This is a genomic window from Pseudomonas sp. NPDC098747 (genome assembly GCF_044760045.1).
Lineage (GTDB): Bacteria > Pseudomonadota > Gammaproteobacteria > Pseudomonadales > Pseudomonadaceae > Aquipseudomonas.
Genome location: NZ_JBIWAL010000036.1, coordinates 43,417 through 56,569, shown reverse-complemented (window position 1 = coordinate 56,569; position 13,153 = coordinate 43,417). Strand labels below are relative to the sequence as shown.

Here is a 13,153-nt window from a genome sequence, read left to right as displayed (position 1 = left end):
AATCAACGCACACCTAACAAATCCATATTTTAACTACATCGCTCGTGTGACTGACCCATCGGGAAAACGCAAGCGCCATGCTGGTGCAATCATCTCTGGCGGCAAAGGCACTGCAGACGAGAAGTTTGCTGCCCTGGAAGACGCAGGCGTTAAAACCGTGCGTTCGCTGGCAGACATCGGCAAGGCTTTGTCCGAGCTGACCGGTTGGGCTGTCAAGTAAGCCTCGCGCTTAACTGACGCTTCACCAAACAAAGGCCACCTTCGGGTGGCCTTTGTTGTTTCTGGCATTTGCATCGGTAGGCACATCCTCTTCGCGAGCAAGCTCGCTCCCACATTTGAATGCATTCCAGTGTGGGAGCGAGCTTGCTCGCGAAGGCGATTTATAGGCACCTACCCAATTACATGCAAAAACGCGACACAGAAACGTCGGGTATCGGATAGTTCGCCCCCAAACAGTGCGTTTGTCAGACAAATTCGTTAGGCTAGCAGCCATTTTTGCGTCTGCCGCCCACAAGGCATGCAGCGCGCTTTACGGGTCAGTCCTATACGGATCGACAGCATTTCCCTAATCCCACAGGGCAATCCCCCTCTAAATTCCGATTCAGTAGTGTGGTATTTCCTTAATGAAAGTTTTGAAAGGTCAGGACATCCTGGCACTCGGTTTTATGACGTTTGCCCTGTTCGTCGGGGCCGGTAACATCATCTTCCCGCCTATCGTCGGCTTGCAGGCCGGACCTCATGTCTGGATGGCGGCGCTGGGCTTTCTGATCACCGCGGTCGGTTTGCCGGTGGTTACCGTTATTGCACTGGCCAAGGTCGGTGGAGCGATGGACGCCCTGAGCAGCCCGATCGGCAAAGTTGCCGGTGGCATTCTGGCGGCCGCGTGCTATCTGGCAGTCGGGCCGTTGTTCGCTACCCCGCGTACCGCGACCGTATCGTTCGAAGTGGGCCTGGCGCCGTTGACCGGCGAGAGCCCGTTGGCGCTGTTCCTCTACAGTTCGGTTTACTTCCTGCTGGTGTTCTTCATCTCGCTGTATCCGGGCCGTTTGCTGGACACGGTAGGGCGTTTTCTCGCGCCGTTGAAGATCATCGCGCTGGCTGTTCTGGGCATCGCGGCATTCGCCTTGCCGGCCGGTGATATCGGTCATGGCACGCCGGAATACGTGGCGGCGCCGTTCTCCCAGGGTTTCATCAATGGTTACCTGACCATGGATACCCTCGGCGCACTGGTGTTCGGTATTGTCATTGTTAACGCGATTCGCTCCCGTGGCGTCGAGTCACCAGCGCTGATCACCCGTTACGCGATCATCGCAGGGCTGATTGCCGGTGTCGGTCTGGCGCTGGTGTATATCAGCCTGTTCCGTCTCGGTTCCGGCAGCCATGAAGTAGCCGTCGGTGCCACCAACGGCGCGGCGGTATTGCACGCTTATGTGCAACACACCTTCGGCTCGTTGGGCAGCGGTTTCCTTGCGGTGCTGATCTCGCTGGCGTGTCTGGTGACGGCGGTCGGTCTGACCTGCGCCTGTGCCGATTATTTCAGCCGTGTGCTGCCACTGTCCTACAAGACGCTGGTGATCATCCTGGCGGCGTTTTCGCTGCTGGTGTCCAACCTCGGCCTGACAAAGCTGATTGCGTTCTCGATCCCGGTGCTGACCGCGATCTACCCGCCGTGCATCGTGTTGGTGGCGCTGAGCTTCTGCAAAGACTTCTGGCATGAGCATGGCCGCATCCTCGGCCCGGTGATGCTGGTGTCGTTTCTGTTCGGCACCATCGATGCGCTGAAAGGCGCCGGTCTCGTCGACTGGCTGCCGTCGCAGCTGTCCAACCTGCCGCTGAGCGAGCAGGGCCTGGCGTGGCTGGTGCCGTGCGTGATGACACTGGTGGTCGCGGTAGTTTGCGATCGCCTGCTGGGCAAGCGCAGCGAAGCCATTGCCTGATGTCGTCTCCTGACCCGCCATAAGCGGGTCATTAAGGCTTAAACAGAAATGCCCCGTATCAATCGATACGGGGCATTTTTTATGGGCATCAGGCAGTGTCTTTTTCCCTGAGCTAACGTCGAAGGGTTGCTCAAATTTTAATGTGGGAGCGAGCTTGCTCGCGAAAGCGGTGGATCAGTCAGCATTGATGCTGAATGTACAATCGTCTTCGCGAGCAAGCTCGCTCCCACAGGTCATCAGTACAGCGCCAACACATCACAGGGAACCGCATGTCGTTCATCCAGGCCAATCTGATCCATCTGCTCGCTGCACTCTGGTTTGTCATCTGCTGGGGCGGTTACACCCGTTACGCCAGTTGGAAGGCCCGCGACACCGCGTGTCTGGCCACTGTGCTGCACCTGTACCGCGAAGACTGGATGCGCCGCATGTTGCTGCGCGACAACCGCATTGCGGACGCCAGCGTGATCGGCAACCTTGAGCGTAACGCCTCGTTCTTCGCTTCCAGCACCCTGATCATCCTCGCCGGTATCCTCACCGTGCTGGGGGCTTCCGACCGCGCAGTGTCATTGCTGGCAGATATTCCGATGGTGCAGCAGGCCTCGCAAGGCATGTCGGAGATCAAGTTGCTGTGCCTGGCAATGGTATTTGTCTACGCGTTTTTCACGTTCAGTTGGTGCATGCGCCAATACAACTTTGCGGCGATTCTGGTGGGTTCGGCACCCATGATCGGCGAGCGACAAGTCTCGGAGCAGGAGCGCAAAGCCTTCGCTTCGCGAGCGGCGCGGGTGATTTCAATGGCGGCCAACCAGTTCAACTTCGGTCTGCGCTCCTACTACTTCGGCATGAGCATGCTGGCGTGGTTCGTCAGCCCGTGGCTGTTCATGTTCATGAGTGCTGGTGTGGTCGTGGTCTTGTACCGCCGCGAGTTTCATTCCGACGTTCTCGATGTCATGGTCTATACCCCTACAGAAGCACCCATCCCCGAAGCAAACAAAGAGGCTGTTTGATGAGTATTCCGTTCTGGTGTGTGTTTATCAGTGCCCTGTTGATTTATATCGCGCGCCTGCCGGTGGGCAAGGCCATGAAAGAGCAGGGCGGTTACAACAACCATGTGCCGCGTCAACAGCAGGCGCAACTCACCGGTTACGGCGCGAGGGCGCTGGCTGCGCACCAGAACAGTATCGAGGCGTTCATATTGTTCGCGGTCGGGGTGTTGATGGCGCACACCACCCAAACAGCGGGATGGCTGATCGATACGTTGGCGATCATTTTTGTGATCGCGCGGATCATCTACCTGTGGTTATACCTGGCTGATCGGCCTGCGTTGCGCAGTCTGGTCTGGCTGGTCGGCTTGGTGTGCTCGTTGTTGCTGATGATTAGTCCGACTTTTAGAACTGTCCTGCTCTAAATCGGTATTAGCAATAAAACGCAGACAAAAGAAAACCCGCACTTGGCGGGTTTTCTTTTGTCACACCAAAAAGCAAATTATTGCTTCTTGGCGGCTTCTTCTTGTGCAGCTGCGTTCGATTCAGCCTGAGCTTTGGCAGCTTCGGCGTTTTCTTTCGCAGCGTCGTTCACTTTATCCTGAGCTTTGTTCATGTCTTGCTGAGCTTGTTCAGCATGTTGGTTGGCATCTTGAGCTTTGTCCTCGGATTTTTTATCGCAGGCAGCGAGACCGAGGGAAGCGGTCAACATCAAGGCAATAGCTAAAGTCTTACGCATGGGGTGTATCTCCTTATGGAAAATAACTACTGGCATTAAGAACTCAGCGCCGAGGGTTAAGTTCCTCAATTCTTTCAAATATATAACATTGTTTTTCAGTGGAACTTTTGGCGTGTTTGCTACTACTGGCAAAAGGCTCTAACGAGAGTAATTATCAAATGGCTGAAAACCCCGTTTTTGAGCGTGCAACGCGATTTCTTTCGGCGTTGCGCCACTGCCAGGTGCTTGGATTACAAGTGCACAGCGCCTCCACCGAGGGGCTCACGGTGATCCTGCCGTATAGCCCGAAAATCGTCGGTAACCCGCAGACCGGCGTGATTCATGGAGGCGCTATCACTTCGTTGATGGACACCGCGTGCGGCATGTCGACCCTGTGCGTGCTGCCGGAGTTCGAAGTCTGCCCGACCCTCGATCTGCGCATCGACTACATGCACGCTGCTGAGCCCAACAAAGATGTCTACGGCTTCGCTCAGTGCTATCGGGTGACAACCGATGTGATTTTCGCTCGCGGCTTTGCTTACCAGGACGATCCCGAGCAGCCAATCGCCCACGTCGTCGGCACCTTTATGCGCATGGGCAAAAACATCAGGGGCACCAAAGGCTTCGGCGGCGCTATCAAGGGAGAAGGGCAATGAGCGACGACCTCAAGGATCAGTTGCAGCAGGCCCATGCGCAGGGCGACTACGCACCGCTGCTCAAGTTGATTCCGTACGCCGGGCTGATCGGCATTGAGTGCTCGCGCGTAGGCGATGACTTGCTATTCAAGCTGCCGGCAAACAAGGACAACATTGGTAACCCTTTATTGCCGGCGATCCATGGCGGGGTGATTGCCGGGTTCATGGAACTGGCCGCAGCCCTGCATTTATTGATTTTCACCGGAGCGCCGGGTGTGCCGAAGATCATCGACTTTTCCCTCGATTATCTGCGGGCCGGGCAGTTTCGCGACACTTGGGCCAAGTGTCAGGTCTGCCGGCAGGGGCGGCGGGTGGCGAACGTTGCCATCACGGCGTGGCAAAGTACCGAAAGCGAACCGATTGCGACCGCTCGGGCGCATTTCAAAATCGATGAGCCCTTGAAATCCTGAACACTGCCCCAAACTCAGATGACAACCCGCCGCAGACCATTCGGGTCGCGGCCAATGCCATCTGATTGGAGTTTGATGACCATGAGTGTGGAAACTCAAAAGGAAACCCTGGGCTTCCAGACCGAGGTGAAGCAACTGCTGCACCTCATGATCCATTCGCTGTATTCCAACAAGGAAATCTTCCTTCGCGAATTGATCTCGAACGCCTCTGACGCTGTAGACAAGCTGCGCTTCGAAGCCCTGGCCAAGCCTGAGTTGCTCGAAGGTGGCGCAGATCTGAAAATCCGTGTGAGCTTCGACAAGGACGCCAAGACCGTCACCCTCGAAGACAACGGTATCGGCATGAACCGTGACGATGTGATCGCCCACCTGGGGACCATCGCCAAGTCGGGCACCGCCGATTTCATGAAGAATCTGTCGGGCGATCAGAAAAAAGATTCGCACCTGATCGGTCAGTTCGGTGTTGGCTTCTACTCGGCCTTCATCGTTGCCGACAAAGTCGACGTGTACAGCCGTCGCGCCGGTACTGCCGCCAGCGAAGGCGTGCACTGGTCGTCGAAAGGTGAGGGCGAGTTCGAAGTCGCCAACATCGAAAAACCTGAGCGCGGCACTCGCATCGTCCTGCACCTCAAAGCTGCGGAAGACGAGTTCGCCGATGGCTGGCGTCTGCGCAACATCATCAAGAAGTACTCCGACCACATCGCTTTGCCGATCGAGCTGCCGAAAGAAGTCACGGCTGCCGAAGGCGAAGAGGCGCCAGCGCTCGAGTGGGAAACCGTCAACCGCGCCAGTGCCCTGTGGACCCGTCCGCGCACTGAAGTGAAGGACGAGGAATACCAGGAGTTCTACAAGCACATTGCCCACGATTTCGAGAACCCGCTGGCCTGGAGCCACAACAAGGTTGAAGGCAAACTCGAATACAGCTCGCTGCTGTACGTGCCGGCCCGCGCACCGTTCGATCTGTACCAGCGTGAAGCGCCAAAAGGCCTGAAGCTGTACGTGCAACGCGTGTTCGTGATGGATCAGGCCGAGTCGTTCCTGCCGCTGTACCTGCGTTTCATCAAAGGCGTGGTCGATTCCAACGACCTGTCGCTGAACGTGTCGCGGGAAATCCTGCAGAAAGACCCGATCATCGACTCGATGAAGTCGGCGCTGACCAAACGCGTGCTGGACATGCTGGAAAAACTGGCGAAGAACGAGCCTGAGCAATACAAGGGTTTCTGGAAGAACTTCGGTCAGGTCATGAAAGAAGGCCCGGCAGAAGACTTCGCCAACAAAGAGAAAATCGCCGGTCTGCTGCGTTTCGCATCGACCAATGGCGACGAGGGCGAGCAGATCGTCGGTCTGGCTGACTACCTGGCGCGTGCCAAGGAAGGTCAGGACAAGATCTACTACCTCACCGGCGAAACCTACGCGCAGGTGAAGAACAGCCCGCACCTGGAAGTCTTCCGCAAGAAAGGCATCGAAGTGCTGCTGCTCACCGACCGCATCGATGAGTGGCTGATGAGCTACCTCAGCGACTTCGACGGCAAGTCGTTCGTCGACGTGGCCCGTGGTGATCTCGATCTGGGCAACCTGGACTCGGAAGAGGACAAGAAAGCCGCAGAAGAAGTCGCCAAGTCCAAAGAAGGTCTGGTCGAGCGTCTGAAAGCTGCTCTGGGTGAGTCCGTGGCGGAAGTTCGGGTTTCCCATCGTCTGACTGATTCGCCAGCGATTCTCGCCATTGGCGAACAGGACCTGGGGCTGCAAATGCGCCAGATCCTCGAAGCCAGCGGGCAAAAGGTGCCGGATTCGAAGCCAATCTTCGAATTCAACCCGAGCCACCCGCTGATCGAAAAACTCGACGGCGAGCAGAGCGAAGAGCGTTTTGGCGACCTGTCGCACATCCTCTTCGATCAGGCAGCCCTGGCTGCCGGTGACAGCTTGAAGGACCCGGCCGCTTATGTGCGCCGTCTGAACAAGCTGCTGGTTGAACTGTCGGTTTGATCACGTTGTAAAAAAACCCGCTTCGGCGGGTTTTTTCATTCTGGTGTTCAAGTAATCAGGAGTCAGAAATGAGCCAAGTCACTGTACGTTCCGTGGTGTATCAGATCGACGGTCAGCCTTATGAAGGTCGTTTGGCATTTGACGCCGAGCATAAAGGCGCGCGCCCGGGTTTGTTGATGGCGCCGAACTGGATGGGCGTCAGCGCGGGGGCCGAAGAGATCGCCAAGTCGGTGGCGGCCAAGGGCTACGTGGTGTTGATCGCTGATGTCTACGGTCAGGCTGTGCGTCCACAGAATGCTGATCAGGCCGGTGCGGCGATGATGCCGCTGAAGGATGATCGCGCACTGCTGCGCAAGCGTATGCAGGCTGCGTTCGAGCAGTTGCAGCAGCAGGGCGAAGCGGCAGTCGATACGTCGAAGCTGGCGGTGTTCGGTTTCTGTTTTGGCGGCTGCTGTGCGCTGGATCTGGCGCGCACCGGTGCGTCGGTGAAGGCGGCGGTGTCGTTCCACGGCACGCTGGATTCACCGAATCCGGCGGATGCGCAGAACATCAAAGGCTCGGTGCTGGTGCTGCATGGCGCTGCCGATCCGTTGGTGCCGAAGGAGCAATTGCCAGCCTTCGAAGACGAGATGAACGCGGCAAAGGTAGATTGGCAATTGCTGAGCTACGGCGGTGCGGTGCACTCGTTTACCGACCCGCACGCCAACGTGCCGGGCAAGATGATGTACGACGCGAAAACGGCCAAACGGGCGTTCAAGTCGATGCATGACTTGCTGGATGAAGTGTTTAGCGGCTGATTGCTCATTAAAGGCAAGAGCCCCTCACCCTAACCCTCCCGAAACGTCGGACCGCCCAAAGGGAGAGGGGACTGATTGGGGGGTGCTCGAGAGATACGCCGACCTGAACGAGTTTGGGTGAATCCAAAATTGCCTGCAGCACATCGACCTGACCGCGCTAGTGGTCCAATACCGTCTGCAGGATTCGGGTGAATCCATAGTCGACGCTATCTTTCAGGTCGATGTAGAGCGCAAGACATCTCGGTCGGCCCCCTCTCCCTCTAGGAGAGGGCTGGGGTGAGGGTAATGGCCTAACGCGGAAGTTCAATCCGCTCACTTTCCCCCGGCACTGTCGGCCAATCCCCTGCCGCCCATTTACGCCGTGCTTCATCAATCGCCGCCGGATCGCTCGCAACAAAATTCCAGTTGATCCGCCTCGGTCCATCCAGCGGTGCGCCGCCGAACACCACGGCATGAACATCGCTCTCGGCAAACAGCCTCATCTCTTCCCCGACCGGCAGCACCACCAGCGCGTGCGGTTCGACCGCTTCGCCGTTCAGTTGCGCATCACCCCTCAAGACATACAGCGCCCGCTCTTCGTGCTCGGTGGGGATCAGCAGCGTGGTCGCCGTTTGCATCTTCACTTCGGCATACAGCGTAGGAGAAAGCACCGGGACTGGCGATTTCAGGCAAAACCCTGACCCGGCAATCATCCGAATCTGCACGCCGAGGTTATCGCTGACCGGCAAGGTCGCCGCCGGGTGATGGCTGTAATGCCCAGGGCCTTGTTCATGTTCCTTGGGCGAGGCCAGCCAGATCTGCAAGCCGTGCATCGTGAAACTCTGATCCCACAGCGGCTCCGGCGTACGTTCAACGTGGGCAATCGCGCTGCCGGCGGTCATCCAGCTGACATCGCCAGCGCTGACTACCTGATCAGAGCCGAGGCTGTCCTTGTGCTGGAGTTGGCCTTCAAACAAATAGGTAAGCGTCGACAGACCAATGTGCGGATGCTGTCGGATGTTCATGCCTTTGCCCGTCGGGTAAACCGTTTCGAGCATGTGATCAAAAAACACGAAAGGCCCGACGTTGCGGCATTTGGCTGACGGCAGCGGGCGAAGAATCGACTGGCCTTCGACGTCTTCGGCCCGCGGGCGGATGATCAGGGGTTGCGTGTCCATGGTGCATTCCAGGCTGAGCGGGTGATGCCAGAAGCATAACCCGCTGCTGGCATCCGCGTGATTATTGGCTGTCGAAGCCCTGTGGGGCGTGGGTTTCGATGCTGACTTCGCTGGTGGTCATCAGCTTGTGGATCGGGCAGCGGTCGGCGACTCGCAGCAGTTCCTCGCGCTGGGCGTCTGTGAGCACGCCTTTGAGGGTAAGGGTGACATGCAGGGCGTATTTGCCTTTCTGTTCTTCACTGTTATCGCGTTTGACCTCGACACCCACGCCGGTCAGCGGGATGTCTTTCTTCTTCGCGTACATCTTCAGGGTCAGGGCCTTGCAGGCGCCGAGTGCGGCGTCGAAGTAATCGTGCGGCTCTGGCGCTGTACCTTCGCCGCCGGCAGAGGCCGGTACGTCGGTAAACAGTTCGTGTTCATCGATCTGGACGGTGTGACGAAAACCTTCAGCGGAGACGGTATTGACGGTAACGGTCATGGGAACCTCACTGGCAGTAGGAAAAGTCGTTCGATCAAAAAAGACCTTGCAGTTATAGAGCATTCCCACCGGTACGCGTTCCACTTTCCTGCGGGATGAACCCTTGGTGTCAGGGCGGGGTCTAGGCTATGCCTACTTGCCGGAGATTAATTGTGTCCCTGTATCGTTTGAGTCTTGCCTGCTTGCTGGTGCTTGGCGGTAACGCCAGCGCTCGCGAATACACCTACAGCGATGCGCACCTGCACTACGTGGATTTTTTCCAGGAAACCGCCGGTATGCCGAAACTGCTGACGGCCATGAAGGAAAATTCCATTGAGCATGTGATGATTTCCGGCATTCCCGTGGCGAAGAAGTGGCACGAGGACGAGCCGAAGCGCCCGCGCTATTACGCCGGTGATGACGCCGACGCCTATTGGTACAGCGCCACCGACGTGATCGTCGCTGATGCCGTGCAAAAACTGACACCTGAGCAGCGGCCGTACTTTCATCCGTTCCTTTCAGGCTTTAACCCTAATGACAAGAACTCAGCCGCGCACATTCAGCGCATGCTCGATCTGTATCCGGGGCTGTGGCAGGGCATTGGCGAAGTGTTCACACGGCATGACGATCTTACGGCGCTGACGTCCGGCGACACGCCGCGCGCTAACAACGAGGCGATGACCAAGATCTATCATCTGGCGGCAGAAAATGATCTGCCGGTGATGGTGCATTCCAACATCACCTCCAAGCGTGAGAGAAATCCGCTGTACTTGGAGGAAATCGAACAACCGCTGCGTAATCACCCGCACACGCGGTTTATCTGGGCGCATGCCGGCACCAGCGTGGAAATCCATCGGCACCAGACGCAGCTCGACTTTCTCCTGCCGACCCTCACGCGCATGCTCGAGGCGTATCCGAATTTGTTCATCGATCTGTCGTGGAGCATGCTCACGCCGTATTTGCTGGATGAACAGGGCAAGCCACGCCCGGAATGGCTGGCGCTGGTAGAAAAATACCCGGAGCGCTTCATGCTCGGCTCGGATGTCGTAGGACGATTCAACAAGCTCGGTGAAGAAATGCACAGCTTCACGCCTTTCCTCGAAGCGCTTCCGGAAGATGTTGCACAAAAGGTCGCTCGCGATAACTTTCTGGCGATATTGCCGCGAACAGCGCTCAAGTCCGGCAAAACCACGCTGAATCGTTAATGCCGAGGGTTAGAAGTATTAAGGCATTCTGATATCACGTTTTCGTCTTACGCAAATTCCTGCCGGGCCGATACCTTCTAGAGCAACCAGCTGCAGGGTTGATGCAGCGCTTTTGGAAGGAACCAAAGCAATGAGTATCCGTAGTCTCAATATTGCCCCGCGCGCCGGCCTCGGGTTTGGCCTGTTGGCCTTGATGGTGTTTGCCCTTGGTGCGTTCGCCCTGCTGCAAATGTCGAACATGCGCGCCCAGTCTGACGAGGTCGATAACAACTGGCTGCCGAGCGTGATGGCGGTCGGTGAGATGAGTCAGGACATGTTGCGCCTGCGTGCGCTGACCATGCGCCTGTTGCTCAATCGCGATCCACAGGCGTTGCAGCAGAATATTGCCAAGCTCAGTGACCTGCGCGGGGGGCTGAGTGAGGCCCAGCAGCGTTATAACGTGCTGATCGTGCTGCATGAAGAACGCAAACTGTTCGATCGCTTCAAGGTGGCCGAGCACCAGTATCTGGAGCTTCAGGCGCAGGTCATGCAGTTGTCTGCGCAGAATCGGGTGGAGGAGGCGGCGCGCATTCTCAACGGCGAGATGAGTCCGTTGGCCGATGAAATCGCCGTACTCCTGCGTCAGTTGGTCGAGCTAAACAAACACAATGCCAATCTCGCCACCGAGGCCGCGCGGCTGGTGTTCACCCATTCGCGGGTTTGGGTCGGGGTCATGATCGGCGTTACCGCGCTGATCACCATCGGCCTGGCGCTGTTGCTGACGCGCAGCATCGTGTTGCCATTGGCGCAGTCTTTAGGCGTGGCGCAAGTGGTGGCCGGCGGAGATCTGACCGGCGACATCAGCATTTCCGGCAAGGACGAGCCAGCGCGGCTGCTGCAAGCGCTTAAAAGCATGCAGCACAACCTGCGCGACACGATTCGGCAGATTTCCGAGTCGTCCAGTCAATTGGCGTCGGCGTCGGAAGAATTGAGTTGCGTCACGGAAGACGCTACGCGTGGGCTGCACCAGCAGAGTCTGGAAATCGAGCAGGCGGCCACGGCGGTGAATCAGATGACCGCGGCAGTGGAGGAGGTGGCCAGCAACGCTGTTGCGACCTCCGAGGCCTCGCGTGAATCCGATCGCATTGCCCAGCATGGCCGTGAGCAGGTGCAGCAGACCGTATCGTCAATCGAATCCCTCGCCGAGGATGTGACGGCTAATGCAACGCAGATGGAAGATTTGGCGCAGAAGGTTCATGGCATCAGCAAAGTGCTGGATGTGATCCGCTCGATTGCCGAGCAGACCAACCTGCTGGCACTGAACGCGGCGATTGAAGCGGCGCGGGCTGGCGATGCCGGACGCGGGTTTGCGGTGGTGGCGGATGAGGTGCGGGCGCTGGCGCATCGCACTCAGCAGTCGACTCAGGAAATCGAGCAGATGATCGGCGGCATACAGCAAGGCACGGATTCAGCGGTCAGTTCGATGCAACAGAGCAATGTGCGGGCGCGTTCGACGCTGGAACTGGCCAAGGCCGCCGGGACTGCGCTGGAGGAAATTGCCTCGGCGTTTACCTTGATCAACGAGCGCAATCTGGTGATCGCCAGTGCTTCGGAAGAGCAAGCGGCGGTGGCGCGGGAGGTGGATCGCAATTTGATGAATATTCGTGATCTGGCCATGCAGACGTCGGCGGGGGCGAATCAGACCAGCGCGGCGAGTCAGGAGTTGTCGCGGTTGGCGGTGGATTTGAACAGCATGGTGGCCAGGTTTTCGGTCTGAGTGTTACCTGAAAAGCCCCTCACCCTAACCCTCCCGAAACGTCGGACCGCCCAGAGGGAGAGGGGACTGATTGGGGTATGCTTTGGAAGTACATCGACCTGAAAGTGATTTGGTGAATCCATAATTGCTTAAGAACACCGATCTAAAAGTGCCTTGGCGAATCCATAATCGACCCGGTCTAACAGGTCGATGTCGAGCGCCAGACACCTCGGTAGGCCCCCTCTCCCTCGGGAGAGGGCTGGGGTGAGGGGCGAGCCTCGCACAATTTTCCGAACCAAATCGCAGCCAATAAAAAGCCCTGCACTTGCAGGGCTTTTTCACATCACGCCGGATCAGCTGCCTTTTACAGCCTTGCCGTTGACCGTGCCGTCCTGGAGCATGATGTTGTACTCCTTGCCGTCGGTTTCAACCTGTTGCAGGCGAACCAGCAAGTAATCCCAATCCTTGGCGAACCACAGGACGGTGATGCGCTTGCTTTGGGTCGGGTCGCGTACGCGCTCGACCTTGATCGCATCGATCTGGCCAGCCTTGGTCTCGACTTTTTCCGAGCCCAGCACGCGGAAGTCATAGGTATCGACTTCGCCGTCATCGACCACTTGATAGCTCATGGTTTTCTTGCCGGCGGCAACGTCATGTTGCAATGCCAGCTGATAAGTCGATTTGTCGACCATGCCACGGTTCAGCGGGATTTTCACCGCATCGCCACGGTCGGTACCAGTGACCAGTTTGTTGTTCCAGTCGAAGTCCAGATCAGCCTTCTTGGCCTTGCCCAGGCCGCCACGTTCGAAGTGGTAGGACTGTGGCAGCAGCGTGTCTTTGTCCAGGGTCAGGGTGCTGGTCTCGGTCAGGCTGGCGATCATCATCGACGCCTTGAAACTGAGCGTCCAGACGCCTTTGGCATCCTTGGAGAGGCTGCGTTCGGCAGTGCCGCTCATCGGCAGCTGTTTCCAGTCGGCGGTGTAGCTGGCGGAGAACGGTTGAAGGTCTGCCGCCTGTGCGAAAGGCAGGGCGAGCAGTGCGCAAGCGAATAGCAGGGCGCGACGCATAATATC

General features: G+C 57.6%; 13 protein-coding genes and 2 pseudogenes. 11 read left to right on the top strand and 4 right to left on the bottom strand.

Annotated features, from left to right (window positions below; all coding sequences use genetic code 11):
* The 4 genes and pseudogenes from ACIQVE_RS20305 to ACIQVE_RS20290 all read left to right on the top strand — a co-directional run.
* Window positions 1-220: pseudogene (locus ACIQVE_RS20305) on the top strand (succinate--CoA ligase subunit alpha); the annotation flags it as partial.
* A gap of 403 nt (window positions 221-623) precedes the next feature.
* Window positions 624-1,937: a branched-chain amino acid transport system II carrier protein gene (brnQ, locus tag ACIQVE_RS20300; RefSeq protein WP_402811339.1), complete on the top strand. Its 1,314-nt coding sequence runs from the start codon at window positions 624-626 to the stop codon at window positions 1,935-1,937.
* Between the two features lie 269 nt (window positions 1,938-2,206).
* Window positions 2,207-2,944, top strand: a complete 738-nt coding sequence (locus ACIQVE_RS20295; protein ID WP_402811337.1) for a DUF599 domain-containing protein — start codon at window positions 2,207-2,209, stop codon at window positions 2,942-2,944.
* Complete coding sequence (locus ACIQVE_RS20290; RefSeq protein ID WP_402811335.1) at window positions 2,944-3,345, top strand: MAPEG family protein; 402 nt, start codon at window positions 2,944-2,946, stop codon at window positions 3,343-3,345. The genes ACIQVE_RS20295 and ACIQVE_RS20290 overlap by 1 nt, the downstream gene beginning before the upstream one ends.
* A gap of 77 nt (window positions 3,346-3,422) precedes the next feature.
* On the opposite strand, the gene ACIQVE_RS20285 is transcribed toward ACIQVE_RS20290, so the two are convergent.
* Window positions 3,423-3,659, bottom strand: a complete 237-nt coding sequence (locus ACIQVE_RS20285; protein ID WP_007959016.1) for a hypothetical protein — start codon at window positions 3,657-3,659, stop codon at window positions 3,423-3,425.
* 158 nt (window positions 3,660-3,817) lie between these two features.
* On the opposite strand from ACIQVE_RS20285, the gene ACIQVE_RS20280 reads away from it, so the two are divergent.
* The 4 genes from ACIQVE_RS20280 to ACIQVE_RS20265 all read left to right on the top strand — a co-directional run bounded on the left by ACIQVE_RS20280 (window position 3,818) and on the right by ACIQVE_RS20265 (window position 7,526).
* Complete coding sequence (locus ACIQVE_RS20280) at window positions 3,818-4,294, top strand: PaaI family thioesterase (protein WP_402811333.1); 477 nt, start codon at window positions 3,818-3,820, stop codon at window positions 4,292-4,294.
* Window positions 4,291-4,743, top strand: coding sequence for a PaaI family thioesterase (locus ACIQVE_RS20275; protein WP_402811331.1), 453 nt, complete (start codon window positions 4,291-4,293; stop codon window positions 4,741-4,743). The genes ACIQVE_RS20280 and ACIQVE_RS20275 overlap by 4 nt, the downstream gene beginning before the upstream one ends.
* Window positions 4,744-4,824: 81 nt before the next feature.
* Complete coding sequence (gene htpG, locus ACIQVE_RS20270; protein ID WP_402811329.1) at window positions 4,825-6,729, top strand: molecular chaperone HtpG; 1,905 nt, start codon at window positions 4,825-4,827, stop codon at window positions 6,727-6,729.
* A 68-nt stretch (window positions 6,730-6,797) separates the two neighbouring features.
* Entirely contained in the window at window positions 6,798-7,526 is a 729-nt protein-coding gene (locus ACIQVE_RS20265; RefSeq protein ID WP_402811328.1) for a dienelactone hydrolase family protein, read from the top strand.
* Between the two features lie 290 nt (window positions 7,527-7,816).
* Here the strand turns inward: ACIQVE_RS20265 and ACIQVE_RS20260 are convergent, their stop codons facing one another.
* A complete protein-coding gene (locus tag ACIQVE_RS20260; RefSeq protein ID WP_402811326.1) occupies window positions 7,817-8,683 on the bottom strand; it encodes a pirin family protein in 867 nt (288 codons plus the stop codon).
* A 61-nt stretch (window positions 8,684-8,744) separates the two neighbouring features.
* A complete protein-coding gene (locus ACIQVE_RS20255; protein WP_402811324.1) occupies window positions 8,745-9,161 on the bottom strand; it encodes an OsmC family protein in 417 nt (138 codons plus the stop codon).
* Between the two features lie 128 nt (window positions 9,162-9,289).
* Between ACIQVE_RS20255 and ACIQVE_RS20250 the strand changes: the two genes are divergently transcribed.
* From ACIQVE_RS20250 to ACIQVE_RS20240, 3 genes and pseudogenes are all read left to right on the top strand, one after another.
* Window positions 9,290-10,345, top strand: a complete 1,056-nt coding sequence (locus tag ACIQVE_RS20250) for an amidohydrolase family protein (RefSeq protein ID WP_402811322.1) — start codon at window positions 9,290-9,292, stop codon at window positions 10,343-10,345.
* 130 nt (window positions 10,346-10,475) lie between these two features.
* A pseudogene (locus ACIQVE_RS20245) lies at window positions 10,476-11,246 on the top strand (MCP four helix bundle domain-containing protein); the annotation flags it as partial.
* On the top strand, window positions 11,238-12,101 hold the full coding sequence (locus ACIQVE_RS20240) for a methyl-accepting chemotaxis protein (RefSeq protein WP_402811342.1): 864 nt from the start codon (window positions 11,238-11,240) through the stop codon (window positions 12,099-12,101). The pseudogene ACIQVE_RS20245 and the gene ACIQVE_RS20240, both read left to right, overlap by 9 nt.
* A 332-nt stretch (window positions 12,102-12,433) precedes the next feature.
* On the opposite strand, the gene ACIQVE_RS20235 is transcribed toward ACIQVE_RS20240, so the two are convergent.
* Entirely contained in the window at window positions 12,434-13,147 is a 714-nt protein-coding gene (locus ACIQVE_RS20235) for a DUF3108 domain-containing protein (RefSeq protein WP_402811320.1), read from the bottom strand.
* Window positions 13,148-13,153: the final 6 nt, after the last annotated feature.